This is a genomic window from Janibacter hoylei PVAS-1, assembly GCF_000297495.1.
Lineage (GTDB): Bacteria > Actinomycetota > Actinomycetes > Actinomycetales > Dermatophilaceae > Janibacter > Janibacter hoylei.
In genome coordinates this window covers 48,063-73,591 of sequence record NZ_ALWX01000068.1, presented here as the reverse complement: position 1 = coordinate 73,591, position 25,529 = coordinate 48,063, and the positions used below count along the sequence as shown (strand labels likewise).

The following is a 25,529-nucleotide window of genomic DNA, read 5'->3' as shown; positions in this document are numbered from 1 at the left end:
GCCTATGCCCGACACCGAGGTCGTCGAGATGCGTCACCCGATGCGCTCGAGCGACGAGGACCGCCAGGGCTTCGTCGACACGATGCTCGAGGGCGGCGAGAGCTCGCAGCTCACCCGTCGTCCGCTGCTGAAGATGACCTTCGGTGCGGCCATGGGCCTCTTCGCCGTCCCGCTGCTCGTCCAGATCGGTGGCTCGCTCGGCCCGCTGCCGCGCAACGACCTGTCGGTCACCTTCTGGAACGGTGAGAAGGGCAAGGACGGCAAGTACGTCGCCAAGAAGCTGCGTCTGCACCGCGACCCCGAGGACACGCCGATCAAGCCGAGCGACGTCACCATCGGCTCGGTCTTCCACATCCAGCCCGAGGGCCTGCTGAGCCTGCGCGACGGCAAGCTCAACGAGATGAGCAAGGCCTCCGTCCTGCTCATGCGTCTGGACCCGAAGGACTTCCAGGACACCGACAAGGGCCGCAAGGCCCGCGAGTGGGGCTACCAGGGCATCGTCGCCTACTCCAAGGTGTGCACCCACGTCGGCTGCCCCGTCGGCCTCTACGAGCAGACGACGCACCACCTGCTGTGCCCCTGCCACCAGTCCACCTTCGACGTGACCAATGACTGCGAGGTCATCTTCGGCCCGGCCGGCCACCCGCTGCCGCAGCTGAAGATCACCGTCGACAGCGAGGGTTACCTCATCGCTGACCAGCCCTTCCAGGAACCGGTCGGCCCGAGCTTCTGGGAGCGTGGTTGATCGTGACCGCCAACGCCCGTCCCGCGGACGCCCTTCGTGCCGATGACGCACCGGCCAAGGCGCCCCTCTCCCCCGGCGTGAAGAAGGTCGGCGGCGTCGCCGGCTGGATCGACGACCGGACCGGCGCCGCCAAGGGCGTCGGGTACCTCATGCGCAAGGTCTTCCCGGACCACTGGTCCTTCATGCTCGGTGAGATCGCCATGTACTCGATGATCGTGTGCATGCTCACCGGGGTCTTCCTGACCTTCTGGTTCGACCCGTCGATGGGCCACACGACGTACGAGGGCAGCTACGCGCCGCTCCAGGGCGTCGAGATGTCCCGCGCCTACGCGTCCACCCTCGACATCTCCTTCGACGTCAAGGGCGGTCTGCTCATCCGGCAGATCCACCACTGGTCCGCGCTGCTCTTCATCGTGGCCCTGTCGGTGCACATGCTCCGCGTGTTCTTCACCGGCGCCTTCCGCAAGCCGCGTGAGCTCAACTGGGTCATCGGCTGCGTCCTGTCGCTCCTCGCGCTCGTCGAGGGCTTCGCCGGCTACTCCCTCCCCGACGACCTGCTCTCCGGTACGGGTCTGCGCGCCGCGCAGGGCTTCATGGTCGCCGCTCCGGTCATCGGCAGCTACCTCAGCTACGGCCTCTTCGGCGGCACCTTCCCGGGCGAGGACATCATCCCGCGCCTGTACTCGGTGCACATCCTCCTGCTGCCGGCGCTGCTCATCGCGCTCTTCACCGTGCACATCGTGCTCGTCGCGCTGCAGAAGCACACCCAGTACCCCGGCCCGGGCAAGACCAACGACAACGTCGTCGGCTTCCCCGTCATGCCGGTCTACGCGGCCAAGGCCGGTGGCTTCTTCTTCATCGTCTTCGGTGGCATCGCGCTGATCTCCGCGCTGGTCCAGATCAACGCGGTCTGGGTGCACGGCCCCTACGAGCCCAACGCGACGACGGCAGGCGCCCAGCCCGACTGGTACATGGGCTTCCCCGACGGCGCGCTGCGCCTGCTGCCCGGCTTCATGGAGTTCGAGACCTTCGGCTTCACGTGGGCCTGGCCGGTCATCGTCGGTGCGCTCATGGTCATCCCCGCCTTCTACGGCGGCATGATCGCCTACCCCTTCATCGAGGCCTGGGTCACCGGTGACAAGCGCGAGCACCACCTGCTCGACCGCCCGCGCAACGCCCCGACCCGCACCGCGCTCGGCATGGCGGCGCTGACCCTGTACGGCGTGCTGATGTTTGCCGCGAGCAACGACATCATCGCCATCAAGTTCGGCATGTCGATCAACGACATCACGCAGATCCTGCGCGTGCTGACCTTCGTCGGCCCGGTCATCGCCTTCTGGGCGACGAAGCGGATCTGCCTGAGCCTGCAGCGCCATGACCGCGACCTCGTCCTGCACGGGCGGGAGACCGGGCGCATCCAGCGCGGTGCCGCCGGCGACTTCCACGAGATCCACGAGCCGCTCGACCCGCACACGCGCTGGACCCTCGTCCAGCACGAGGCGGTCGCTCCCCTGGAGCTCGAGCCGGCCGTCGACGCCAACGGCGTCGAGGACAAGAAGAAGGCCCGCAAGAACAAGCTGCGTGCCCGGCTGTACTCCTTCTACTTCGACGGGGCCGTCCAGCCGGTCACCCCGGCGGAGCTGGAGGCGGCCCACCACGAGCACGGCCACGAGGCGATCGAGGCCGGGGACAAGGTCTCCACGCACTGATCCCCACCGCTCACGACGCAGGCCCCGGAGGTTGTCCTCCGGGGCCTGCGTCGTGTCGCGTGCGAGACCGCCGACGAAGAGCGTCACCCCCGGTGCGAGGATGACCCCGATGATCCGATCCCGGCTCTCCGCAGCCCCACCCCGCACCGCGCCGCTGGCCGTGACGACGGTGCTGCTCGCCCTGCTCGGGATGTTCGGGCCCTTCTCGATCGACACCCCCTTCCCCGCCTTCCAGTCCATGGGTGAGGACTTCGAGGTGTCGGACGCCTCCATGCAGCTCGTCGTGAGCGCCTACCTCGGGGCCTTCGCCCTGATGAGTCTCTTCCACGGGCCGCTCAGCGATGCCATCGGCCGCAAACCGTGATGGTCACGGGAGCGGCGGTCTACGCCCTCGCCTCGATCGGGTGCGCCCTCTCCCCTTCGCTGCCCGTCCTCCTCGCCTTCCGCGTCCTGCAGGGGATGTCCGCCGGGGCGGGGACGATCGTCTCGCGCACCGTGGTGCGCGACCTCTTCGAAGGGGCTCGGGCCCAACGACTGATGAGCACCATCGCGATGATCTTCGGCATCGGCCCGGCCATCGCCCCGATCATCGGTGGCTGGCTCCTGCTCGCCGGGCCCTGGCCGCTCGTCTTCTGGTTCCTCTCGGTCTTCGGTGCCATCATCGCGATCACCGTGCTCGTCCTCCTCCCGGAGAGCCACCCGCCCCACCTGCGGACACCCCTCGACGTGCGTTCCGTCCTCGGTGGGGTCGTCTCGGTGGCGCGGATGCCCCGCTTCCAGCTGCTGTCAGCAGCCTCGGCCCTCTCCTTCGCCGGGCAGTTCCTCTACATCGGGGCCGCGCCGATCTTCATCGTGACGCTGCTCGGGCTCGGCGAGCAGGACTTCTGGGTCTTCTTCGTGCCGATGGTCGCCGGCATGGTCCTCGGGTCCTTCACCAACGGCCGTCTGGCGGAGCGGGTCAGCGGTGCGCGGCTCATCGTCGGGGGTCAGGTCGTGGCCCTCTCCGGGGCGCTGCTGGGCGTGGTCCTGGCCATGCTGCCGGCGACGGCGACGCTCCCCTGGGCCGTCGTCGGCCCCACGGCCATCGCCTTCGGCACGGGGATCTCGCTGCCCGTCTACCAGCTCACGCTGCTCGACACCGTGCCGCACGCGCGCGGGACGGCAGCCTCGGTCTCGACCTTCGTCATGCTCGTCCTCAATGCCACGCTGACCGCTGTGGTCGTCCCCTTGGCGGCGACCTCCCTCGCCCGCCTGGCGCTGACGAGCCTGGGTCTGCTCCTGCTCGGGATCGCCCTCTTCCACATCCACCGGGTCACCGGCCGGGGCAGCACACCGGCCATGGGCTCTCGCACCCTGCCTGAGGCCACTGACCTCACCACCCCCGAGGCGGTCTGAGGTGGTCACCATCAGCGCGGAGGACTTCGAGCGGCTCGTCGGCGAGGCCCTCGACGAGGTGCCCCAGGAGCTGCTCGCCATGCTCGACAACGTCGCCTTCTTCGTCGAGGAGGAGCCGGGCCCCGAGCACGTCGACCCGTCGTGGCCGGTCGAGGAGCAGACCGACCTGCTGGGCATCTACCTCGGCACCCCGCTCACCGAGCGTGATGGTGGATGGGCCGCCGGTGCGCTCCCGGACCGGATCATCCTCTTCCGCGGGCCCCTGACCCGGATGTGCGCCGACGCGGACGAGCTGCGCGAGGAGATCGCGATCACGATCGTCCACGAGGCCGGGCACCACGTCGGGATCGACGAGGAGCGGCTCCACGAGCTCGGCTGGGGGTGACCCGAGCGCCACGGTCGCGCACGGCGTGGCGCCACTCAGGCCGTGGCGCTCTGCTCCTGCCACTCGTCGTAGCTGTACTGCCACACGCCGATGCCCTCGGTGGGCTGGAACTCTCGCTCGGAGCCGGTGAAGTCGACCGGGTCGCCGGGCAACGAGTTGTCGTAGAACCACTCGGCACCCGCCGGTGCGACGTTGACGCACCCGTGGGAGACGTTGCTGCTGCCCTGCGCACCGACCGACCAGGGCGCCGAGTGCACGAACTCCCCCGTCCAGGTGACGCGCACGTTGAAGTTGGTGTCGACCTTGTAGTAACCTGGATCGCCCTTGTCGATGCCCACGGTCGCCGAGTCCATCGTCATCTCGCGCTGCTTGCCGATGACGACCTTCATCCCGGAGCGGGTCTCGGTGTCCTTGCCCGGCTTGCCGCTGCTCACCGGGAAGGACTTGACCTGCTTGCCGCCTCGGGTGACGGTCATCGTGTGCTTGTCGATGTCGACCCGGGTCATCTGCTCGCGCCCGATCGTCATCGACCCGGAGCGGTCCTCGGCGACCCACTTGTCCTCGCCGGTCTGGAAGCCGGTGAGCGGCGCGTCGACCGACACCGTGGTACCCGGGGCCCAGAAATCCTTGGGCCGCCACATCAGCTGACGGTTGTCGAGCCACCCCCACGAGCCCTCGGTCTGCGGCGTCGTCTTGACCGAGACGGCCTTTTCGATCGCCGTGCGGTACTTCTTGTCCGTCACCTCGGAGTCGAACTGGATGCTCACCGGCATGCCGACACCGACGGTCTGCTGGTCGTAGACGATGCCGTAGGTGGCCGTCACCTCCGGGGCGTGCGTGGTGAAGGTCGATTTCTGGGTCGTCGAGCCGCCTTCGGGGCCGTCCGCCGTCACCGCCACGGTGTAGGTGGCGTCGGGAGCCAACCGCTGCGTGGAGGTCCACGACTGCCCGTCGATCTCGCCCTCGACGGCACGGCCGGCGCCGGTCACCTGGACGTCCGTGAGCGTGCCCCGCATGACCTGGACGTTGATCTCGTCGTCGGGCATGACGGCCTTCGTGCCCTTGGCGGGGTTGACCTTGATCTCGGCCGGCGGCAGGTCCTTGGCTGCGGTCGAGCTCGAGGAGGAACCGCCGGACGCGCCGTCGCCCTCACCGGGCGAGTCCCCACCACCCGCGCACGACGCGACGAGCAGGGACAGGACCAGAGCCCACGCGATCAGGCGCAGGCGACGGACGACGAGCACAGACACACCCCCAGAGGTTTGACGCAGGTGTCGGGCGGGATCTCCGCCCCGCACACGACAGAAGGGGCCGGACCGTGGTCCGTGGCCCCTTCAGCCAGTGTACGCGCTGAGGTCAGTGGGCGTGCTCACCCTTGTAGTACTCGAAGACCCAGCCGCAGAGGGCCCAGACGCCGAGGATGACGCCGAAGGCGGCAACCCACAGGCCCACGGCCACGCCGAGGAAGATGATCGAGCCCGAGAGCGAGAGCCACAGCGGCCACCAGGAGTACGGGGCGAAGGCACCGTAGGGGCCCTCGGCCATCTCGATCTCGCCGTCCTCGTCGTCGTCCGGACGGGCGGGGAGCTTGCGCGCCGTGTTCCACAGGAAGAAGGCGATCATCAGGCCCATGCCCGCGCTCAGGAAGAGCGCGACCCATCCGACGGGCTCTGACCAGTCGGTCCACAGGCCGTACCACGCGGCGACCGCGGCGAAGAAGATGCCGATGCCAGCGAAGAAGTTGACCTCGGTCTTCATGGGTGCCCTCACCGTCGGTGTTGGAGGTGGCGGCGACCGCGGCGCGCTCGTGGCGCGACCGGATGGCAGCCGGTGCGTACTCGGGGTGGTTCATGTCGAAGACCGGCCGCTCGGAGCGGATCGGCGGGATCGACGTGAAGTTGTGCCGCGGCGGCGGGCAGGAGGTCGCCCACTCGAGGCTGTTGCCGTAGCCCCAGGGGTCGTCGACCTCGACCTTGGGCGCGCTCGTCTGCGTCTTCCACACGTTGTAGAAGAAGGGCAGGAAGCTCGCGGCGAGGATGAACGAGCCGACCGTCGAGATCTGGTTGGCCAGCTGGAAGCGGTCCTCCGGCATGTAGTCGGCGTAGCGGCGCGGCATGCCCTCGACGCCCAGCCAGTGCTGGATGAGGAAGGTCGTGTGGAAGCCGATGAAGAGCAGCCAGAACTGCAGCTTGCTCAGTCGCTCGTCGAGCATCTTGCCCGTGAGCTTCGGCCACCAGAAGTACAGGCCGCCGAAGAAGGAGAAGACGATCGTGCCGAAGAGGACGTAGTGGAAGTGGGCGACGATGAAGTAGGTGTCGGTGATGTGGAAGTCCAGCGCGGGGCTGGCCATGATGACACCCGTCAGACCACCGAAGAGGAAGGTCACGAGGAAGCCGATCGCCCAGTACAAGGGCGAGGCGAACTCGAGCTTGCCGCCCCACATCGTGCCGATCCAGTTGAAGAACTTCACACCGGTGGGCACCGAGATCGCCATCGTCATGATCGCGAAGAAGGGCAGGAAGATCTGGCCGGTGCCGTACATGTGGTGGGCCCACACGGACACGGACAGCGCCGCGATGGCGATCGTCGCGAAGACCAGGCTCTTGTAGCCGAAGATCGGCTTGCGGGAGAAGACCGGCAGGATCTCGGAGATCACGCCGAAGAAGGGCAGCGCCAGGACGTAGACCTCGGGGTGGCCGAAGAACCAGAAGAGGTGCTGCCACAGCAGCGCGCCGCCGCTGGCCGGGTCGAAGATCTGACCGCCGAAGCGACGGTCGACACCCAGGCCGATGAGCGCCGCCGCGAGGATGGGGAAGGCCATGAGGATGAGGACCGAGGTGATCAGCACGCTCCACGTGAAGAGCGGCATGCGGAACATCGTCATGCCCGGGGCGCGCATGCACACGATCGTCGTGATGAAGTTGACGGCGCCGAGGATGGTGCCGAAGCCGCTGAGGGCGAGACCCCAGACCCACAGGTCGCCACCGAGACCGGGGCTGTAGGTCGGGTCGGACAGCGGGGTGTAGGCGGTCCAGCCGAAGGAGGCCGCGCCACCTGGGGTGAGGAGACCGGCGGCCGCGATGATGCCGCCGAAGAGGTAGAGCCAGTAGGCGAACATGTTCAGTCGCGGGAAGGCGACATCAGGTGCACCGATCTGCAGTGGCATGAGCGCGTTGGCGAAGGCGGCGAAGGCCGGCGTCGCGAACAGCAGCAGCATGATCGTGCCATGCATCGTGAACATCTCGTTGAACTGCTCGGGGTTGTCCACCACCTGCAGGCCGGGGGCCCACAGCTCGAGGCGGATGACCAGCGCCATGAGTCCTCCGAGGAGGAACCACACGAAGCTGGTGATCATGTAGAGGTTGCCGATGACCTTGTGGTCGGTCGTCGTGATGTGGCGGAAGAACTGCGACCCGGCCCGCTCGCGGCGGGCGATGGTGCGCTCGGAGACCTCGGTCTCCGAGGTGTTCCTGGCGAATGCGCCGGAGGCGGTGGACATCAGTTCTTCCCCTCGATGTCGTCGATGAGGTGCTGGTCGCGGTTGGCGACCTTTTCACGGTTGAGCCCGTTGTCGAGCAGGCCGGTCTGGCCCTTGTCCTTGAGCTCGGCCATGTGTGCGTCGTACTCGTCGCGCTCGACGACCTTGACGTTGAAGAGCATCTGCGAGTGGTAGGCGCCGCACAGCTCGGCGCACTTGCCCTGGAAGGTGCCGGTCTGGTTGGGGGTCACCTGGAAGCGGTTGACCAGGCCCGGGTTGACGTCCATCTTCTCGAGGAAGGCGGGCACCCAGAAGGAGTGGATGACGTCGCGCGAGGTGAGGACGAACTCGACGCGCTCACCGACGGGCAGGTAGAGGGTCGGCAGCTTTTCCTCCGCCCCGGTCTTGCCGTCGAGCTCGGCCATCTGGCCCGCCTCGTGGACGCCCTCGTCGACGTAGTTGAAGTCCCAGCTCCACTGCTTGCCGACGACGTTGATCGTCGTGTCGGGCTCCTTCGAGACGTCGTGCAGCTTGGTCTGCGCGTCCTCGGTGTAGTAGAAGAGCGCGCCCACCATGAGCATCGGGACGACGGTGTAGAGGATCTCCAGCGGCACGTTGTACTGCAGCTGGACGGGCAGCTCGTCGTCACCCTTGCGGCGGCGGTAGGCGACCATGCACCAGAGGATCAGACCCCAGACGAGGACACCAACGGCGAGGGCGGCGATCCACGCGCCGATCCACAGGTTTTCGACGATCGGGGCCTCTTCGGTCACCCCCTCGGGGAGGTACCCGTTGCTCGGGCTGGTGTGGACACCAACCGCACTGCACGCCGAGAGCGCCACGACGGCGATGACAAGTCCGATGGCACCGACTCCGCGGCGAGTCCGCCGGGAGTTCGCGCTCGAAGACACAGGCAAGGGGCACCTACTACTGGTCCGAAGTTTTCAGAAGACGGGGATCACGTTACCGCAGGTCACCCACACTCCCTGCGAAGGGGGGGCATTAGCCTCGACACGTGGCGAGACAGAGCGATTCGTCCGGGAGCGCCCCCTTCGATACGGCACCCGGCAGCCCCTCCGCGCAGGGCGCGTCGGGCCTGCTCGACGCGACCCCCGGACCCCTGCTGCCGGCCGCCCGCGACACCCTGCTGGCGGCGCACGACGTGGCCTGGGCGGACCCCTCGGCCCGGCACGCCGCGGCGCGTCGCAGCCGGGCCCTGCTCGACCGGGCCCGAGAGGTCGTCGCCCGGGGCCTCGGGGTGCGCACCGACGAGGTGACGCTGCACGCGAGCGGTGCCCAGGCCACCCGGGCGGCGCTGGAGCTACTTGCCCTTGGCCGACGGCGCCTGCCCGGCGCGCCGGTGGCCTCGGCCGTGGAGCACTCCGCCGTCCTGCGGTGGCTGCGGGCGGGCGAGACGCCCCCGGTGGAGGTCCCCGTCTCCCCCACCGGCGCGGTCGACCTCACGGCGTGGGCGGAGGCGGTCACCCCGGAGACCTCCTTCGCGGTGCTGCAGTCGGCCAACCAGGAGGTCGGTACCCGCCAGCCCCTCGCCGCGGCTCGCGCGATCACGACCGGGCACGGTGTGCCGCTGCTCGTCGACGCCCGCGCCGGGCTGGGGCGGGACCTGCCGGTGCGCGACTACGACGTGCTCGTCGGCGACGCGACGACCTGGGGCGGGCCGCGCCTCGGGGTGCTCGTCGTCCGCACCGGCACGCGGGTCGCACCCCACCACCCGCCGAGCCCCTACGAAGGGGGTCTCGCCCTCGACCCGGTCGACGTCCCGACGGCCCTCGCGGCCGCGGAGGCGTGGCAGCAGACCGCGGCGGTCGCCGACGACGAAGGGAGGGCCGCCCGCGCCCTCGTCGCGCGGGTCCGTGAGGCGGCCGCGGCCGTCGAGGAGGTCGACGTCGTCGGCGACCCGGACGACCGGCTGCCCCACGTGTGCACCTTTTCGGTGCTCTACGTCGACGGGGAGACGATCGTCGACGAGCTGGCCCGGCGCGGGCTCGCGGTCGGGTCGGGGTCGGCCTGCACGTCGGACACCCTCGAGCCCAGCCACGTGCTCGCGGCGATGGGCGCCCTCACCCAGGGCAATGTCCGCATCACGCTGCCGCTCGCCGCGGTGGCACCCGAGCGCGAGGCCGCCGTCGCCGCCCTCGTCGAGCAGCTGCCCGACGTCGTCGCGACGTGCCGGGCCCGGCTCGGCCTCTAGACGAGGCTCGCGAGGTCGGGGGTCGGCGCCTCGAGGGCCAGCCGCAGCCGGGCGAGGTACTCCTGCCGGTGGATCTCCTCGATGCCGAGGCTGCCCAGGTGCGGTGTGCGCCACTGGACGTCGATGATCCGCCGTGGGTCGCCGTCGGCGGCGATCATCCGGTCGAGGTGCACGAGCGCCGCCTTGGAGGCGTCGGTGGCGTGGTGAAACATCGACTCACCGGCGAAGAGCCCACCGACGGCGATGCCGTAGAGGCCACCGACGAGGGTCCCGTCACCATCGCGCACCTCGACGCTGTGCGCCCAGCCGAGGGCGTGCAGCTCGGTGTAGGCCGCGACGACGTCAGGCGTGATCCAGTGCCCGTCACGGTCGGGGTCGGCGCACGCCGCGACCACGGCGGCGAAGTCCTCGTCGACGGTCACCTCGAAGCTTCGCAGGGACCGGCGCAGCGACCGGCTGACGTGCACGTGGCCGGGTCGCAGCACCCCGCGCCACGTGGGGCACCACCACCCCATCGGCGGGGTCCCCCCTTCGCCCAGACCCATGGGGAAGACCCCGAGACGGTAGGCGGTGAGCACGGACGCCGGGTCGAGCGTGCCGCCGACCCCGACGACGTCACCGACGTCGGAGGGGGCCAGCTCCGCCGACGACAGGCCCGCCCGCAGGTAGCCCGCCCACAGCGCCGTGCCGCCCGCCGGCTCGACGGGTGGGAAGGGGGGGTCGGCTCATCGGCGGGGGTGGGGCCCGGTCAGGGGCGCGGGCAGGTGATGTGGCCGGCGATGAGGTCGGCGCTCTCCTGCCCGTAGGCCTCCGCGAGCCGCTCGAGGAAGCGGGCGGTGCCGAGCTCGTACTCCTGCGTGCCGACGGTCTCGATGACATAGGTCGCGAGCATCGAGCCGAGCTCGGCGGACTCGCGCAGCGGCAGCCCTTCGCTGACACCGGTGAGGAAGCCGGCGCGGAAGGCGTCGCCCACGCCCGTCGGGTCCGCCTTGGTGACCTCGCGGGCGACACCCACGACGATCGGCTCCTCGAGGTCTCGCCCGGTGATGCGCACGCCGTCCTTGCCGAGCGTCGTCACCCGGTAGCGGACGCGCTCGTCGATCTCCGCCTGCGTCCAGCCGGTCTTCTGCTCCGTGAGGTGCGACTCGTACTCGTTGGTGATGAGGTACTCGGCACCGTCGATGAGCTCGCGGATCAGCTCGCCGTCGCCGAAGGCCAGCTGCTGGCTCGGGTCGGCGACGAAGGGGATGCCGCGCGTGCGGCACTCGCGGGTGTGCCGGCGCATGGCCTCGGGGTCGTCCGGGCCGACGAGGACGAGGTCGAGACCGCCGACGCGCGCGGCGATCGGGCCGAGCTCGATCTCGCGGGCCTCGGTCATCGCCCCGGCGTAGAAGGTCGCGATCTGGGCCATGTCGTCGTCGGTCGTGCAGACGAAGCGGGCGGTGTGCTGCGTCTCCGAGACCCGCACGGAGGCGCAGTCGACGCCGTGGCGCTCGAGCCAGCTGCGGTAGTCGGCGAAGTCCTCGCCCACCGAGCCGACGAGCACGGGGCGCTGCCCGAGGTTGGCCATGCCGAAGGAGATGTTGGCCGCCACACCCCCGCGGCGGATCTCGAGCTTGTGGGCCAGGAAGCTCACGGAGATCTTGTCGAGCTGGTCGACGACGAGCGAGTCGGCGAAGCGACCCGAGAAGGTCATCAGGTGGTCGGTGGCGATGGATCCGGCGATGGCGATGGGCACCGGGCCACCCTACAGACGTGCGGCTGCGCCCCGGCACGACGAAGGGGGGTGCCCACCTCGCGGTGGGCACCCCCCTTCGTCACGGGGCCGGGCAGATCAGCTGAAGCTGTCGCCGCAGGCGCAGGAGCTGCCCGCGTTGGGGTTGTCGATGGTGAAGCCCTGCTTCTCGATGGTGTCGGCGAAGTCGATCGTCGCGCCGCCGAGGTACGGGGCGCTCATCCGGTCGACGACGACCTCGACACCGTCGAAGTCGCGCACGAGGTCACCGTCGAGCGAGCGCTCGTCGAAGTACAGCTGGTAGATCAGGCCGGAGCAGCCACCGGGCTGGACGCCGATGCGCAGGCGCAGGTCGTCACGGCCCTCCTGCTCGAGCAACGACTTGACCTTGCCGGCGGCGACGTCGGTGAGGATGACGCCGTGGCTGTCGGCAGCCGTCTCGACGGCCTCGGTGGTGGTGGCCTGGGTGTCCTGGACGCTCATGCGATGTCCTCACGACTCGGGGAAACTGTGGGTGACGGGGTCCGCCACGACGGGGTCAACACGCGCTGTGCGCGGGTTGTTCCCGCTCCTCCACCATACGTCAGGGGCGAAGGGGGGTCACCGGCGCGGTGACCACGTCGCCGCGATCCGCTCGGTGCGCGAGCGCAGGGTCCCGACCGAGTCGGCCATGGCCCGCTCGACGTCCTCCTCGCGCTCGGCGACGGCGTACGTGCCGCTCAGGCCGAGGGCCATCGACTCGCGACGCCCGATGAGCACCTGGCCGGCAACGGCGATGGCGGGCGTCGCGTGGCGCTGGGCGAGCTCGGCGACCCCCGCGACGACCTTGCCCTGCAGGCTCTGCCAGTCGAGCCGCCCCTCCCCCGTGACGACGAGGTCCGCCGCGGCGACGAGCCCGTCCATGCCGACGGCGTCGAGGACCATCTCCACACCGCTGGCCCGTCGCGCCCCGAGGAGCATCAGGCGTAGCCGACGCCGCCGGCAGCACCCGCCCCCGGCTCGCGGTCGAGGCGCCGCTCGCGGCCGCTCAGCAGGTCCGTACCGGCGGGCAGGACCCGGCGGACCTGGTCGACGAAGTGACCGAGCGCGCCCTCGAGCAGCTGGGACTGCTCGGGGTCGGCGCCCTTCTGCGCGGCGAAGACGGCGCTCGCGCCCTGCAGGCCGAGGAGCGGCGAGGCGACATCGGTCGCCGCGACGAGCTCGACCCCGGCGAAGCGCTCGCGGGTGGCCGCCAGCCCCGCGAGGTCGGCCTCGCGCACGGCGATGAGCCCCGCGCCGCCACCTGCGAGGGCCTCGCGCGGGCCGGCGCCGAGGGCGGCGAGCATCCCGGCTCCGGCGTCATTGGTCGCCGAGCCGCCCAAGCCGACGACCACCCGGTCGACGCCCTGGTCGAGGGCGGCGGCGAGCAGCTCGCCGAGACCCCACGTCGTCGTCACCCCGGGATCGCGCTCGGGCACCTCGAGCAGGTGCAGGCCGATCGCCTGGGCCGACTCCACCCAGGCGGTGCCGTCGACCCCCTTCGTCCGTCGTGATGTGCAGGGCTGCCGGCACGGCCCGGCCCCGCGGGTCCGTGGTGGTGACGATCGAGGACTCGCCCGGCACGTTCGCCGTCAGCACGTCGAGGAAGCCGGGCCCGCCGTCCGACAGGGGCACGAGCGTCAGGAGGTCATCGGGTGCCCGGCGGCGCCACCCGGCGGCGAGCGCCTCGGCCGCCTGCGTGGCGGTGAGGGTGCCGGTGAAGCAGTCCGGGGCGATGATCACGTGCACCCGTGGACTGTACCGAGCACCGGCTCACCGCTGTGGGATCATGCCTGCCGTGAGCGCCACGACGCAGTCCTCGCCGAAGCCCCTTAGCCTGCTCGTCCTCGGGCAGGGCACCGACCCGCACTCCGAGCGCGGTGTCGAGTGCCCCGGCGACCTGCCGGCGCCCTCCGACCCGGGGCTCGTCGCGCGCGCCCGTGCCGCCAAGGAGGCGCTCGGCGACCGCGTCTTCGTCCTCGGTCACCACTACCAGCGCGACGAGGTCATCGAGTTCGCGGACACGACCGGCGACTCCTTCAAGCTCGCCAAGGAGGCGGCCGCGCGACCCGACGCGCCGTACATCGTCTTCTGCGGCGTCCACTTCATGGCGGAGTCGGCGGACATCCTCACGAGCGACGGGCAGACCGTCGTGCTGCCCGACCTCGCCGCCGGCTGCTCGATGGCCGACATGGCTGCATCGCACCAGGTCGAGGACTGCTGGGACGAGCTCGTCGAGCTCGGCCTGGCCGAGACGACCGTCCCGGTGACGTACATGAACTCCAGCGCCGCGATCAAGGCCTTCACCGGCCGCAACGGCGGCACGATCTGCACCTCGAGCAATGCGCGGACGGCGCTGACCTGGGCCTTCGAGCAGACCGGTGGCCTCGACGGCGAGGGCAAGGTCCTCTTCCTGCCCGACCAGCACCTCGGCCGCAACACGTGGGCGCGCGACCTCGGACGCGACCTCGACGACTGCGTCGTGTGGGACCCGCACCAGCCCCGCGGCGGGCTGACGGTCGAGCAGATCCGCGACGCCCGGATGATCCTGTGGCGCGGGCACTGCTCGGTCCACGGCCGCTTCACCGTCGACGCCGTCGAGACCGCCCGGCGGGAGATCCCGGGTGTCAAGGTCATCGTCCACCCCGAGTGCCGCCACGAGGTCGTCGAGCTCGCCGACGAGGTCGGCTCGACCGAGAGCATCATCAAGACCGTCGCCGCGGCGCCGGCCGGCACGAAGTGGGTCGTCGGCACGGAGCTCAACCTCGTGCAGCGTCTCGGGCAGATGTTCCCCGACCAGGAGATCAGCTTCCTGGAAAAGAACGTCTGCTACTGCTCGACGATGAACCGCATCGACCTGCCCCACCTCGTCTGGGCTCTCGAGTCGCTCGCCGAGGGGCGCGTGGTCAACCAGATCAGCGTCGATGCCGACGTCGCCCATTGGGCGAAGGTCGCGCTCGACCAGATGCTCGCGCTGCCCGGCGAGACGTCGAAGGACTGAGGCGGCTCAGGCGTCACATCGGCCCCACGATTTCCGGGTCACCCGAGAAACCCTCTCTTCGCAGGAGTTCCAAACCCTTGCGAAGGGAGGGTTTCTCTTGTCGAGTGCCCCTGACAGGCTGGGCCGGTGGACGACGCCCAGCTCCTCGCCCTGACCGCCGACAACCGGCGGCTCTTCGCCGATGTCCTCGACTCACTCGGTGAGGGCCACGCTCGCGACGCCACGCTGTGCAACGACTGGAACGTGCGCACCCTCGCCGGGCACATGCTGCAGCCGGTGCACGTGCCGTCGTGGCGCTTCCTGCTGACGGCCGCCCGGCACCGGTCGATGGCCCGCGCCTGCGACGTGCACGCGGCCCGGCTGGGTGACCGTCCGCTCGCGCAGATCGCGGCCGAGCTGCGGCACCCCGCCCGCACCGGGTCGAAGCCTTGGTACATCGGCTGGGCCGGCCCCTTCACCGACTCGTGCATCCACCTGCGTGACCTCGCCGAGCCGCAGGGTCTGGACGCCACCGTCCCCCTGGAGCACTGGCAGGCGGCTCTGGGGATCATCGTCTCCCCGCGCGGCCGCGAGTCCTTCGTCCCGACGCCGGGGCTCCTCGACGGCCTGCGGTGGGAGGCCACCGACACCGACTGGGTCCACGACCCCACGGACGAAGGGGGCGACCCCGGCCCCACGGTCAGCGGCACCTCCGAGACGCTCGCCATGGTCATGAGCGGCCGGCCGGCCTACCTCGACCGGATCGGCGGGGACGGAGCCGCGACGGTACGCGAGCGCCTGGGCGGCTGACCTCCCCTTCGCCCGCGCCGGCCGTCACTCCTGCGCGAGGAAGTCCTGCAGGCCCTCGAGGTCGTCGGTGTTGATGTGGTCGACGCCGGCGTCGCGCAGCTCACGCCACAGGTTGGTGCGGGCCTCGCCGGCGATGTCATTGGTCGCCCAGAAGCGCACCCGGTAGCCGTCGCGGTGCGCCCCGGCGACGTAGTCGTGCAGCCGCTCGCGCTCGGCCGCGGGCATCTCGCCGACGCCCTGCCAGGTGAACAGCTTCGTCCAGTTGTCGCTGACGAGCGGCATGAGGGCGGCGTCTGTGCCCGAGTCGAGGTCGGTTGAGCGCCCGTCGTAGAAGGAGTAGCGCGTCGTCGCCGCCTCCATCTCGGCCCGGGGGCGGTTGCCGCTGATGACGGCCTCGACGGCGCGGTCCTTGACCTTGCCACGGTGGACGCGGGTGAAGATCCGCGAGTGCTCGGCGAGCTCGGCCTCGACGGCCCGCCACGTCGCCGGTCCCTCGCTCTTGATGTCGATGAGCAGCTGGACGTCGCCGCCGTAGCCCGGGTAGATCTCCTTGCCGTTCGGCGAGGCGATCTCGGTCAGCGGGTCGAGGTAGGCCTCCTCGAGCGTCGGCGCGTCGGCGACCTCCCACGAGTCGTGAGCGACGCGCAGCTCGCCGTCGACGAGCCAGACGTCGGCCTCAATCGAGGTGAAGCCCTGCTCGAGCGCGTCGAGCAGCGGGCGCTCGTGCTCGTAGTCGTTGTGCGCGTGGGCCTGCGGCAGCGGCGTGCCCAGCTCGACGGGTGCAGGTGCGGCGAGCGCCGTGCCGGCAGGCAGGGCGAGGGCGAGGGCGGCGGCCGTGACGGCCAGGGCGCGGGAGGTGGCGATCATGGCCCCACCCTCGCGAGCCGGGGTGTCCACCAGCCGCCCGGGCGGTGAACCACCGACCAACGCCGCGTCTCCAGCGGTCAGGCGGAGCGGACCATCCCGGTCTCGTCGAGCAGGGGGTTGTGCGCGACGGGGACGCGCTCCCCTTCGCTCGGCGGGCCGGGAGGCGTGGCACCCGAGGCGAAGGGGGACCCGCCCAGCTGCTCACGACCGTGCGGCTCCAGCCAGTTCGACAGGTCGGGCCCGGCAGGCACGATGCCGGTCGGGTTGATGTCGCGGTGGACCTCGTAGTAGTGGCTCTTGATGTGGACGAAGTCGGTCGTGTCACCGAAGCCGGGCGTCGTGAAGAGGTCGCGCGCGTAGGCCCACAGGACCGGCATCTCCGCCAGCTTCGACCGGTTGGCCTTGAAGTGCCCGTGGTACACGGGGTCGAAGCGCGCCAAGGTCGTGAAGAGGCGCACGTCGGCCTCGGTGATGTGCTCACCCATGAGGTAGCGACGGGTCGACAGCCGCTCCTCGAGCCAGTCCATCGCGGTCCACAGCCGGTCGTAGGCGGCCTCGTAGGCGGCCTGGTCGCCGGAGAAGCCGCAGCGGTAGACGCCGTTGTTGACCTCGGTGTAGACCCGCTTGTTGACGACCGCCATCTCCTCGCGCAGGTGCTCGGGCCACAGGTCGGGAGCCCCCTCGCGGTGGTGCTCGCGCCACTGGGTCGAGAAGTCCTCGGTGATCTGCGGGAAGTTGTTGGTCACGACCTGGCCGCTCGGCACGTCGACCATCGCAGGGACGGTGATCCCCTTCGGGTAGTCGGGGAAGCGGGCGAGGTAGGCGTCCTTGATGCGCGGGATCTGCAGGACCGGGTCGAGGTGGTCCGGGTCGAGGTCGAAGGTCCAGCTGTCGGCGTCGTGCGTCGGGCCGGTGATGCCCATCGAGATGACGTCCTCGAGGCCGAGGAGCCGGCGCACGATGATCGCGCGGTTGGCCCACGGGCAGGCCCGGGAGACGACGAGGCGGTAGCGCCCCGGCTCGACCGGCCAGTCGCTCGACCCGTCCGAGGTGATCCGGTCCTCGATGTACGCGGTGTCGCGGGTGTAGTCCTTCTCGACGTAGCTGCGCTGTGCCATGTCCACCACTTTAGTTGAACCTTGCACTTTTTTCCACCTGTGCGAAGGTGGCCGCGTCGAAGGCGACGATGCGCGCCTCCTCGACGGCCGTCGGTGCCGACCGGATCGTCTCCACCGCTGCGGCGATCGCGTCGTCCTTGGGCCAGCCGTAGATGCCGGCGCTGACGAGCGGGAAGGCGACCGAGCGCGCCCCCCAGCTCGTCGGCCACCTCGAGGCAGCGGCGGTAGCACGAGACGAGCAGCGAGCGATCGCGTTGTCCCGCAGCGTGGTTGGGCCCGACCGTGTGGATCACCCAGCGCGAAGGGAGGTCCCCTGCCGTCGTCCACCCCGCATCACCCGTGGCCAGGCCGCGGGGGAAGCGGGCGATGCAGTCCTCGAGCACGGCCGGGCCACCCGCGCGGTGGATCGCCCCCGTCGACTCCCCCACCACCACGCATGGCGGAGTTGGCGGCGTTGACGATCGCGTCGACCTGCTGGGTCGTGATGTCGCCCCGGACTGCGGTGAGCTGTGGCATGGGCACCATGCTGCCCGGCGGCGTGTCGGACTGCAGTTCATCCCCGTGGACGACGACAGGCCCCGGAAACCGGGGCCTGTCGGTCACGTCGCCGCATGAACTGCAGTCCGACACGCCGTCGCCTGCTGCGGTTACCCCTCACGTGTCGCCATCACCGCGACGACCCCGTCGACCTCGCGCTGCCAGACCTCCTCGGGAACCTCGGGCAGGAGGTCGTCCCACTCGACGGCGAAGGAGCCGATGACCTGGGGCAACCGGGCCGGCCGCACCATGGCCAGGGTGTGCAGGTGCGCGCTGCCGTCGCCCCACTTGCCGAGATGGACCCGGCCCGCGTTGGGCAGGGCGAGCAGCGCGTTGTGCAGGCGGTGCACCAGCCGACCCCACTCCCCCGCGAGCTCCTCGTCCATGTCGCCGAAGTCCATGTGCGCGCGGGTCTGCAACCACAGCGACAGCAGACCGCCGCGCCCTTCACGGTCGGCCGAGAGCACCCACCGCTCATTGCTCCAGACGACCCCCTCATCGGGGTGCTCGCACCGCCAGCACGCGCGCCCCCCTTCGCCGTCACGGACGCGGTCCGCCTCCACTGGTGGGAGCAGCTCCTTGGCGACCACGCGGCCACCCTCGGCCGCCCAGGGGAAGGCGGGCCACTCGACGAAGTCCAGCGAGGGCGCGTCGGTGCGCGCCCTCGCCAGCTCGAAGATCTCCTCGGCGCTCTGCGGCACGTCGGCTCCTCGTCAGCCCTTGGGCATGGCACCGAGCCGCGCGAGCAACAGCGCCTCGGCGGTGCACACCCGCTCGAACTCACCCAGATGCAGCGACTCGTTGGCCCCGTGCGCCCGGGTGTCGGGGTCCTCGACCCCGGTGACGAGGATCGCTGCGTCCGGGAACTTCTCGGCGAAGGCCTGGACAAAGGGGATCGAGCCGCCGATGCCGACGTCGACCGGGTCGGTGCCCCAGGCGTCGGCGAAGGCCGCGCGGGCCTGGTCGTAGACCGGCCCCTGCGCGTCGGCGGCGAAGCCCCAGCCCTGCTCGTCGAGCTCGACCTCGACGGTCGCGCCCCACGGCGCGTAGTCCTGCAGGTGACGCTGCAGCGCCTCCCACGCCTGCGCCGGGTCCTGCGTCGGGTTGAGCCGCAGGTTGATCTTGGCCCGCGCGCTCGCGGCGAGGACGTTGCCGGCCTCGTCGACGGCGGGGGCGTCGATGCCGATGACGACGGCGGCCGGCTTGGTCCACAGCCGCGAGGGGATCGAGCCGGTGCCGATGAGCTCCGTGGCGTCGAGCAGCCCGGACTCCTCGCGCAGGCGCGCCTCGTCGTAGTCGATCTCGGGGGCGTCGGTGTGGACGAGCCCCTCGATCGCGACATCGCCCTGGTCGTCGTGGAGGGTCGCCATGAGCCGGCACAGCGCGGTGATCGCGTCGGGACAGGCCCCGCCGAACATGCCCGAGTGCACGCCGTGGTCGAGCGTGCGGACGGTGACGACCGCACGGAGGGAGCCGCGCAGGGTCGTCGTGAGCGCGGGCGTCCCGATGGCCCAGTTGAGCGAGTCGGCGAGGACGATCGCGTCGGAGGTCAGCTTGTCGCCGTGGCGCTCGAGGATGCGCGGCAGCGACTCGCTGGCGATCTCCTCCTCGCCCTCGACGAAGACCGTCACGCCGACGGGCAGGTTGCCCGCGTGGGCCCGCAGCGCGGCGACATGCGCCATGACGCCAGCCTTGTCGTCGGCGGCGCCACGACCGTAGAGGCGGCCGCCGCGCTCGACCGGCTCGAAGGGGTCGGAGTCCCAGTCGGCGAGGTCGCCGGGCGGCTGAACGTCATGGTGGGCGTAGAGCAGGACGGTCGGCGCGCCCTCGGGGCCGTCGACGTGGCCGATGACGGCGGGGCGGCCCCCTTCGCTGACGATCTCGACGTCGAGGCCCTCCGCGCGCAGCAGCTCGGCCGTGCGCTCGGCGGAGGCCTGGACGTGGGCCTGGTCGAAGGAGTCGAGGCTGACGCTCGGGATCCGGGTGAGGTCCTCGAGGTCGGCGCGCACCTGCGGCATGAGCTCGCGCACACGGGCGCGCAGGGCCTCGATCTGGTCTGCAGTGAGAGTGGTGTCGGTCACGGGCCAGACGCTATCGCGGACGACCCGCTCGGACCCACCGGCGGCGTGCACCTAGAGTTCTCCTCGTGTTCGGACGGAAGAAGCAGCAGGACGAGACCCCCTCCCCGGTGCAGGAGCGCCCGCAGCGCGAGGGTGCGAAGAACCGCCCGACGCCCAAGCGGCGCGACCAGGAGGCGGCCCGCAAGCGACCCCTCGTGCAGGCCGACCGCAAGAGCGCGAAGGCCGCCGACCGCGCCGCCCGGCGCGAAAACGCACAGAAGATGCGCGAGGCGATGATGACCGGCGACGAGCGCCACCTGCCGCCCCGCGACAAGGGGCCGGTGCGCCGCTTCGTCCGTGACAGCGTGGACGCGCGCTTCAACCTCGGTGAGTGGCTGCTGCCGCTCATGCTCGCCGTGCTGGCCCTCAGCCTCTTCGCCGCCGAGTGGGCCACCTACGTCTTCCTCGGTGTCTACCTGCTCATCATCGCCGCGATCGTCGACGCGGTGCTGCTGTGGCGCCGCACTCGCAAGAAGATCCTCGTCCGCTTCGGCGAGGACACCCCGACGCGTGGCCTGGCGATGTACACCGTCATGCGCTGCTTCCAGATCCGCCGCACCCGCATGCCCAAGCCGATGGTCGAGCGGGGCGACGCCCCGCGCTGACCCGGACACACGAAGGGGGCCTGCCACCAGCTGGTGGCAGGCCCCGTTCGTGCTCGCGGCGGTGGGTGCTGACGCGGTCAGCCCGCAGACAACGGCATCGGGCCGTAGACCTCGACACCCTCGTGCATGAGCGTCACCTGGACGACGCCGGCGCCCGCGAGGTCCTCCCAGGACTCCGCGAACCATGCCTCGGCGTCGGCCTGCGTCGGGAAGGAGACGGAGTGGCCGCTCGGGAGCGGCTGCCCGGCCGCGTCCTCGAACCGCCAGCGGTATGACTCGCTCATGTTTCCTCCTCGCGATGCTTCGCCCTCTGCGCGCCTCGCTCGTCCCTCGCTCGCGTGCTCGGCGCCGGCCTCGCTCATGCCTCCCTCACCTGCACCTCGACGAAGGGCGGCTTGGTCACCGTCGCCGCGACCTCACGTCCGCGCACGTCGATGACGACCTCGTCGCCGTCGGCGACCGAGCGATCGAGCAGCGCGAGCGCGATGCCCTGCTTGAGCGTGGGGCTGAAGGTGCCCGAGGTGACCTCCCCGACCGCGGCCCCGTCGACCTTGACGGCGCAGTGGCTGCGCGGGATCCCGCGGCCCGTGACGAGCAGGCCGCGCAGCAGCCGCGAGGACTTCGCGACGCGCTGGGCGACGAGCGCGTCCTTGCCCCAGAAGGTCTTCTTGTCCCAGCCGACCGCCCACGCGGAGCGCGCCATGACGGGGGTGATCTCGGGCGAGAGGTCGTTGCCGTGGAGCGGGTAGCCCATCTCGGTGCGCAGGGTGTCGCGGGCACCCAGGCCGCACGGCAGGCCGTCGTACGGGGCCATCGCCTCGACGATCGCGTCCCACAGCCGGGTGCCGGCGGCGGCCGGCGCGACGAGCTCGTAGCCGCGCTCGCCGGTGTAGCCGGTGCGGCACACCGTGATGTCGTGCCCCTCCCACTGCGCCTCGTCGAAGGACATGTACTCGTGGTCGACGGGCAGGCCCATGGCGGTGAGGACCTCGTCGCTGCGGGGGCCCTGCACGGCGAGCACGACGTAGTCCTCGTGCAGGTCGGTGACCTCGACGCCCTCGGGCGCGGCCTCCTGCAGCATCCGGACGACGGTCGCGGTGTTGGCGGCGTTGGGGATGAGGAAGACGTCGTCCTCGCTGCGCAGGTAGGCGATGAGGTCGTCGACGACGCCACCGGAGTCGTTGCAGCACAACGTGTACTGCGCCTTGCCGGCCGAGATCCGACCGAGGTCGTTGGTGAGCGTGGCGTTGACCAGCTCGGCGGCGCCGGGGCCGGCGACCCGCGCCTTGCCGAGGTGGCTCACGTCGAAGAGGCCCACGCGCTCGCGGACTGCGGTGTGCTCGGCGACGACCCCGCCGCCCGGGTACTCGATGGGCATCTCCCAGCCGCCGAAGTCGGCCATCTTCGCGGCGAGGGCCACATGGCGCTCGTGGATCGGGGAGGTGCGCAGGACGTCACTGTCGGTCATGCGCCAGACGCTACCGTCTCGCCATCCGGGATAGCCTCCCAGTGGTACACCCACCACTCCCCCACCGAAAGGTGCCCGTCTCGTGCCCTCGCTGATCCTCGGTTCCCGTTCGCTCGCCGCGTGGTCCGGCCGGACCCTCGTCGTCGGAGTCACCGGCGCCGAGCCGGCTCTCGCCGCCGGCGTCGACCTCCCGAAGTCCACCGTGACCCACCTCGACGCCGCCCTGCCGGTCCTCGAGGTCGGCACCAAGGTCGGGGCGACGACCACCCTTCCCGCCGTTCCGGGCCTCAAGGCCGACAAGGTCGTGCTCGTCGGGCTGGGCGAGGAGGGCGAAGGGGGTACCGACGCACTGCGTCGGGCTGCCGGTGCCGCGGTGCGCGCCGCGGGCAAGGGATCGGTCGCGCTCGCCCTCCCCCACGAGGACGACGCCGACCTGGCCGCCATCGCGGAGGGCGCCCTCTCCGGGGACTACCGCTTCACCGCGCACAAGTCCGCCCCCGGCGAGGGCGAGGACCGCGAGATCACCGTCTTTTCCACGCTCGACCGCAAGGAGGACCCGGCCTCCGTGCTCGAGACCGCCGCGACGATCTCGCGCAACGTCGCCTGGGCCCGCGACCTCGTCAACACCGCGCCCAACCTGCTCTTCCCGCAGTCCTTCGCCGAGCAGGTCCAGCAGACGGCCAAGGCGTCGTCGGGCAAGCTCAAGGTCGAGGTGCTCGACGACACGGCCCTCCTCGAGGGTGGCTTCGGCGGCATCGTCGGCGTCGGCCAGGGCAGCAGCCGCCCGCCGCGCATCGTCGTCCTCTCCTACGCGCCCCGCAGCAAGAAGGTCCCCCACGTGGCGCTCGTCGGCAAGGGCATCACCTTCGACACCGGTGGCGTGTGCATCAAGCCCTCCGCGGGCATGCTGACGATGAAGTCCGACATGGCCGGCGCCGCCGCCGTGGCCGCGACCGTCGTCGCCGCCGCCGAGCTCGAGCTGGACGTCGCCGTGACCGGCTACCTCTGCCTCGCGGAAAACATGCCGGGCGGCAACGCGCAGCGCCCCGGCGACGTCGTCACGATGCGCAACGGGTCGACCGTCGAGATCATCGACACCGACGCCGAGGGCCGCATGGTCCTCGCCGACGGCATGGCCCTGGCCGCCGAGTCGTACCCGGACCAGATCCTCGACGTCGCGACCCTCACCGGCGCGTGCGTCGTGGCCCTCGGCCCGCAGATCTTCGGCGTCATGGGCAACGACGAGGAGCTGCGCACCGCGATCACCGAGGCCGCCGACCGCGCCGACGAGCCGAGCTGGCCGCTGCCGCTGCCGACCGACCTGCGCTCGGGCCTCGACTCCGCCGTCGCGGACCTCGCCCACAAGGGCGACCGCTGGGGCGGCGCCCTGACCGCGGGCCTCTTCCTGCAGGAGTTCGCCAAGGACTCCGACGGCGAGCAGATCCCGTGGGCCCACCTCGACATCGCCGGCCCCTCCTTCAACGAGGGCGGCGCCACCGGCCACCTGCCGAAGGGGGGCACCGGCGTCGCCGTCGGCACCCTCCTCGAGCACCTCGCCAACCTGGCCTGACCCGCTCCCCGAGAACGGTTCGAAGAAGAAGCGCCCGGTCGACTGGGCGCTTCTTCTTCGAGTGCGCAGTCACGGCAGCGTCAGCGGCGGCAGGGTGGGGGTCGGCCCGACTCATGGAAAAGTCCCGACTCTGGGCACGCACGGTGCCGTGCCTGCATCAGGGGTCGGGACTTTTCCTTAGGGCCACCCCCAGCCCTGCCCCGCGGGCCGCAGCCCTGCCCAGCGAACGACGCTCGCGCGCTCAGGCCCTACGCTGGGGCCGGTCCGTGACCCCGGACACACCCCCGTGCAAAGGAGCATCTCGTGGCAGACCCCGCGACCCCCTTCGACCTCGTCATCCTCGGAGCCGGCAGCGGCGGCTACGCCTGCGCCCTGCGGGCCGCGCAGCTCGGGATGAAGGTCGCGCTCGTCGAGGAGGACAAGATCGGCGGGACCTGCCTGCACCGCGGGTGCATCCCGACCAAGGCGCTCCTCCACGCGGCGGAGCTCGCCGACGGAGCCCGCGCGGGGGCGGCCCACGGGATCCTCACGACCTTCGACGGGGTCGACACCGCAGCGCTGCACGCCCGCAAGGACAAGGTCATCGGGCAGCTGCACAAGGGCCTGACGGGGCTCATCGGGCAGGCTGGCATCGAGGTCGTCCGTGGACGCGGTCGCCTCGTCGACGCCGGCACGGTCTCGGTCGACACCGCCGAGGGCGTCCGGACGGTCAGCGCCAAGACCGTTGTGCTGGCGACCGGTTCGTACGCACGCACCATCCCCGGCGTCGAGCTCGGGCCGCGCGTGATGACGAGCGACCAGGCGATGGACCTCGAGACGATCCCGCAGCGGGTCGCGGTCCTCGGCGGTGGCGTCATCGGCGTGGAGTTCGCGTCCATGCTGCGCAGCTTCGGCGCCGAGGTGACGGTCGTCGAGGCCCTCGACCGGATCGTCGCGGCCGAGGAGCCGTCGATCTCCAAGCACCTGACGCGCGAGTTCAAGAAGCGCGGCATCACCGCGAAGACGTCCACCCGGGTCGCATCCGTCGAGGCCGACGAGCACCGCGCGGTCGTGCACCTGGAGGGCGGCGACGCACTTGAGGTCGACCTCGTGCTCGTGGCCGTCGGCCGCGGACCCCGCAGCGAGGGCATCGGCCTCGTGGAGGCCGGAGTCGCCGTCGAGCGCGGCTTCGTCCCGACGGACGAGCGGCTGCGGACCAATGTCGAGGGCGTGCGCGCCGTCGGCGACCTCGTCCCCGGCCTGCAGCTGGCCCACCGCGGATTTGCGCACGGCATCTTCGTCGCCGAGGACCTCGCCGGGCTCGACCCCGCACCGGTCGACGACGTGACGATCCCCAAGGTCACCTACTGCGACCCGGAGATCGCCTCCGTGGGCCTGTCGGCGGACGCCGCGAAGGGGGCCGGCCGCGACGTCGAGACGGCCACCTATCCCTTGGGCGGCAACGGCCGCAGCATCATCCGCGGGACGACCGGATCCGTGACCCTCGTGCGCGAGAAGGACGGCCCGGTCCTCGGCGTGCACATGATCGGTCTCGGCGTGAGCGAGCTCATCAGCGAGGCCCAGCTGGCCGTCGGGTGGGAGGCGCACCCCGAGGACATCGCCCCGCTCGTGCACGCGCACCCGAGCCAGGGTGAGGCCTTCGGCGAGGCCGCCATGCTGGCCGCCGGCCGACCGCTGCACGCCCATGCCTGAGACCGCTCGGCCGACGGGCCCGGCCGGACGCCGATCCGTGCCACGCGCGAGCGTGGGCCCTGTGGACACCAGCCCACCGACTCGT

General features: G+C 71.0%; 24 protein-coding genes and 4 pseudogenes. 11 read left to right on the top strand and 17 right to left on the bottom strand.

Annotation, left to right across the window (positions count from 1 at the left end):
• From qcrA to B277_RS13440, 5 genes are all read left to right on the top strand, one after another.
• Nucleotides 1-745: cytochrome bc1 complex Rieske iron-sulfur subunit (qcrA, locus tag B277_RS13455; protein WP_040881622.1), on the top strand; the 745-nt coding region annotated here is incomplete at its 5' end.
• A 2-nt stretch (nt 746-747) separates the two neighbouring features.
• On the top strand, nt 748-2,454 hold the full coding sequence (gene qcrB, locus B277_RS13450; protein WP_007929141.1) for a cytochrome bc1 complex cytochrome b subunit: 1,707 nt from the start codon (nt 748-750) through the stop codon (nt 2,452-2,454).
• Nucleotides 2,455-2,563: 109 nt separating this feature from the next.
• The gene (locus B277_RS19225) at nt 2,564-2,818 is read left to right on the top strand and encodes an MFS transporter (protein WP_238539409.1); all 255 of its coding nucleotides are present in this window, start codon (nt 2,564-2,566) and stop codon (nt 2,816-2,818) included.
• Complete coding sequence (locus tag B277_RS13445; protein ID WP_007929137.1) at nt 2,818-3,849, top strand: MFS transporter; 1,032 nt, start codon at nt 2,818-2,820, stop codon at nt 3,847-3,849. The genes B277_RS19225 and B277_RS13445 overlap by 1 nt, the downstream gene beginning before the upstream one ends.
• 1 nt (nt 3,850) lies before the next feature.
• Nucleotides 3,851-4,234, top strand: a complete 384-nt coding sequence (locus B277_RS13440; RefSeq protein ID WP_007929136.1) for a metallopeptidase family protein — start codon at nt 3,851-3,853, stop codon at nt 4,232-4,234.
• A gap of 35 nt (nt 4,235-4,269) precedes the next feature.
• Here B277_RS13440 and B277_RS13435 read toward each other — a convergent pair whose 3' ends face one another.
• The 4 genes and pseudogenes from B277_RS13435 to ctaC all read right to left on the bottom strand — a co-directional run bounded on the left by B277_RS13435 (nt 4,270) and on the right by ctaC (nt 8,623).
• Nucleotides 4,270-5,478 carry a L,D-transpeptidase gene (locus B277_RS13435; protein WP_007929134.1) on the bottom strand — a complete coding sequence of 403 codons (1,209 nt, stop codon included), beginning with the start codon at nt 5,476-5,478 and terminating at the stop codon, nt 4,270-4,272.
• Between the two features lie 112 nt (nt 5,479-5,590).
• A complete protein-coding gene (locus B277_RS17625) occupies nt 5,591-5,992 on the bottom strand; it encodes a cytochrome c oxidase subunit 4 (RefSeq protein ID WP_128277140.1) in 402 nt (133 codons plus the stop codon).
• 73 nt (nt 5,993-6,065) lie between these two features.
• A pseudogene (gene ctaD / locus B277_RS13430) lies at nt 6,066-7,733 on the bottom strand (aa3-type cytochrome oxidase subunit I); the annotation flags it as partial.
• Nucleotides 7,733-8,623 carry an aa3-type cytochrome oxidase subunit II gene (gene ctaC, locus B277_RS13425; RefSeq protein WP_128277142.1) on the bottom strand — a complete coding sequence of 297 codons (891 nt, stop codon included), beginning with the start codon at nt 8,621-8,623 and terminating at the stop codon, nt 7,733-7,735. The gene ctaC and the pseudogene ctaD, both read right to left, overlap by 1 nt.
• Before the next feature lie 104 nt (nt 8,624-8,727).
• On the opposite strand from ctaC, the gene B277_RS13420 reads away from it, so the two are divergent.
• Nucleotides 8,728-9,924, top strand: coding sequence for an aminotransferase class V-fold PLP-dependent enzyme (locus B277_RS13420; protein WP_007929131.1), 1,197 nt, complete (start codon nt 8,728-8,730; stop codon nt 9,922-9,924).
• Here B277_RS13420 and aat read toward each other — a convergent pair.
• From aat to B277_RS20025, 5 genes and pseudogenes are all read right to left on the bottom strand, one after another.
• Nucleotides 9,921-10,502: a leucyl/phenylalanyl-tRNA--protein transferase gene (gene aat, locus B277_RS13415; protein ID WP_007929130.1), complete on the bottom strand. Its 582-nt coding sequence runs from the start codon at nt 10,500-10,502 to the stop codon at nt 9,921-9,923. The genes B277_RS13420 and aat overlap by 4 nt on opposite strands.
• A gap of 170 nt (nt 10,503-10,672) precedes the next feature.
• Nucleotides 10,673-11,662: a carbohydrate kinase family protein gene (locus B277_RS13410; RefSeq protein ID WP_007929121.1), complete on the bottom strand. Its 990-nt coding sequence runs from the start codon at nt 11,660-11,662 to the stop codon at nt 10,673-10,675.
• Nucleotides 11,663-11,758: 96 nt separating this feature from the next.
• The gene (locus B277_RS13405) at nt 11,759-12,142 is read right to left on the bottom strand and encodes a HesB/IscA family protein (protein WP_007929120.1); all 384 of its coding nucleotides are present in this window, start codon (nt 12,140-12,142) and stop codon (nt 11,759-11,761) included.
• A 117-nt stretch (nt 12,143-12,259) separates the two neighbouring features.
• Nucleotides 12,260-13,158: pseudogene (locus tag B277_RS13400) on the bottom strand (glycerate kinase family protein); the annotation flags it as partial.
• Between the two features lie 133 nt (nt 13,159-13,291).
• Nucleotides 13,292-13,420, bottom strand: a pseudogene (locus tag B277_RS20025) (glycerate kinase); the annotation flags it as partial.
• A 46-nt stretch (nt 13,421-13,466) separates the two neighbouring features.
• Between B277_RS20025 and nadA the strand changes: the two are divergent.
• Entirely contained in the window at nt 13,467-14,678 is a 1,212-nt protein-coding gene (nadA, locus tag B277_RS13395) for a quinolinate synthase NadA (protein WP_007929118.1), read from the top strand.
• Nucleotides 14,679-14,804: 126 nt separating this feature from the next.
• Nucleotides 14,805-15,467, top strand: coding sequence for a maleylpyruvate isomerase mycothiol-dependent enzyme family protein (locus B277_RS13390; RefSeq protein ID WP_007929117.1), 663 nt, complete (start codon nt 14,805-14,807; stop codon nt 15,465-15,467).
• Between the two features lie 24 nt (nt 15,468-15,491).
• On the opposite strand, the gene B277_RS13385 is transcribed toward B277_RS13390, so the two are convergent.
• The 6 genes and pseudogenes from B277_RS13385 to B277_RS13370 all read right to left on the bottom strand — a co-directional run bounded on the left by B277_RS13385 (nt 15,492) and on the right by B277_RS13370 (nt 20,070).
• Nucleotides 15,492-16,334 (bottom strand): phosphatidylinositol-specific phospholipase C/glycerophosphodiester phosphodiesterase family protein, encoded by an 843-nt coding sequence (locus B277_RS13385; protein ID WP_007929115.1) that lies wholly within the window; start codon nt 16,332-16,334, stop codon nt 15,492-15,494.
• Nucleotides 16,335-16,411: 77 nt separating this feature from the next.
• A complete protein-coding gene (locus tag B277_RS13380; protein WP_007929114.1) occupies nt 16,412-17,452 on the bottom strand; it encodes a glutathione S-transferase family protein in 1,041 nt (346 codons plus the stop codon).
• Between the two features lie 10 nt (nt 17,453-17,462).
• A pseudogene (locus B277_RS17020) lies at nt 17,463-17,835 on the bottom strand (macro domain-containing protein).
• Nucleotides 17,786-17,968, bottom strand: a complete 183-nt coding sequence (locus B277_RS20375; RefSeq protein WP_420795274.1) for a hypothetical protein — start codon at nt 17,966-17,968, stop codon at nt 17,786-17,788. Before B277_RS20375 ends, B277_RS17020 begins: the two are co-directional and overlap by 50 nt.
• 131 nt (nt 17,969-18,099) lie before the next feature.
• Nucleotides 18,100-18,690 (bottom strand): hypothetical protein, encoded by a 591-nt coding sequence (locus B277_RS13375; protein ID WP_007929108.1) that lies wholly within the window; start codon nt 18,688-18,690, stop codon nt 18,100-18,102.
• Nucleotides 18,691-18,702: 12 nt separating this feature from the next.
• Entirely contained in the window at nt 18,703-20,070 is a 1,368-nt protein-coding gene (locus tag B277_RS13370; RefSeq protein WP_040881610.1) for a dipeptidase, read from the bottom strand.
• A 65-nt stretch (nt 20,071-20,135) separates the two neighbouring features.
• Here B277_RS13370 and B277_RS13365 point away from each other — a divergent pair, with 65 nt between their 5' ends.
• A complete protein-coding gene (locus tag B277_RS13365; RefSeq protein WP_007929103.1) occupies nt 20,136-20,714 on the top strand; it encodes a DUF3043 domain-containing protein in 579 nt (192 codons plus the stop codon).
• A 77-nt stretch (nt 20,715-20,791) separates the two neighbouring features.
• Here B277_RS13365 and B277_RS13360 read toward each other — a convergent pair whose 3' ends face one another.
• Together B277_RS13360 and gcvT are read right to left on the bottom strand one after the other, a co-directional pair.
• Nucleotides 20,792-20,998, bottom strand: a complete 207-nt coding sequence (locus B277_RS13360) for a hypothetical protein (protein ID WP_007929101.1) — start codon at nt 20,996-20,998, stop codon at nt 20,792-20,794.
• 74 nt (nt 20,999-21,072) lie between these two features.
• Complete coding sequence (gcvT, locus tag B277_RS13355) at nt 21,073-22,182, bottom strand: glycine cleavage system aminomethyltransferase GcvT (RefSeq protein WP_007929098.1); 1,110 nt, start codon at nt 22,180-22,182, stop codon at nt 21,073-21,075.
• Nucleotides 22,183-22,264: 82 nt separating this feature from the next.
• Between gcvT and B277_RS13350 the strand changes: the two genes are divergently transcribed.
• The gene (locus tag B277_RS13350; RefSeq protein ID WP_007929096.1) at nt 22,265-23,752 is read left to right on the top strand and encodes a leucyl aminopeptidase; all 1,488 of its coding nucleotides are present in this window, start codon (nt 22,265-22,267) and stop codon (nt 23,750-23,752) included.
• 303 nt (nt 23,753-24,055) lie between these two features.
• Entirely contained in the window at nt 24,056-25,444 is a 1,389-nt protein-coding gene (gene lpdA, locus B277_RS13345; protein WP_007929095.1) for a dihydrolipoyl dehydrogenase, read from the top strand.
• Nucleotides 25,445-25,529 lie beyond the last annotated feature (85 nt).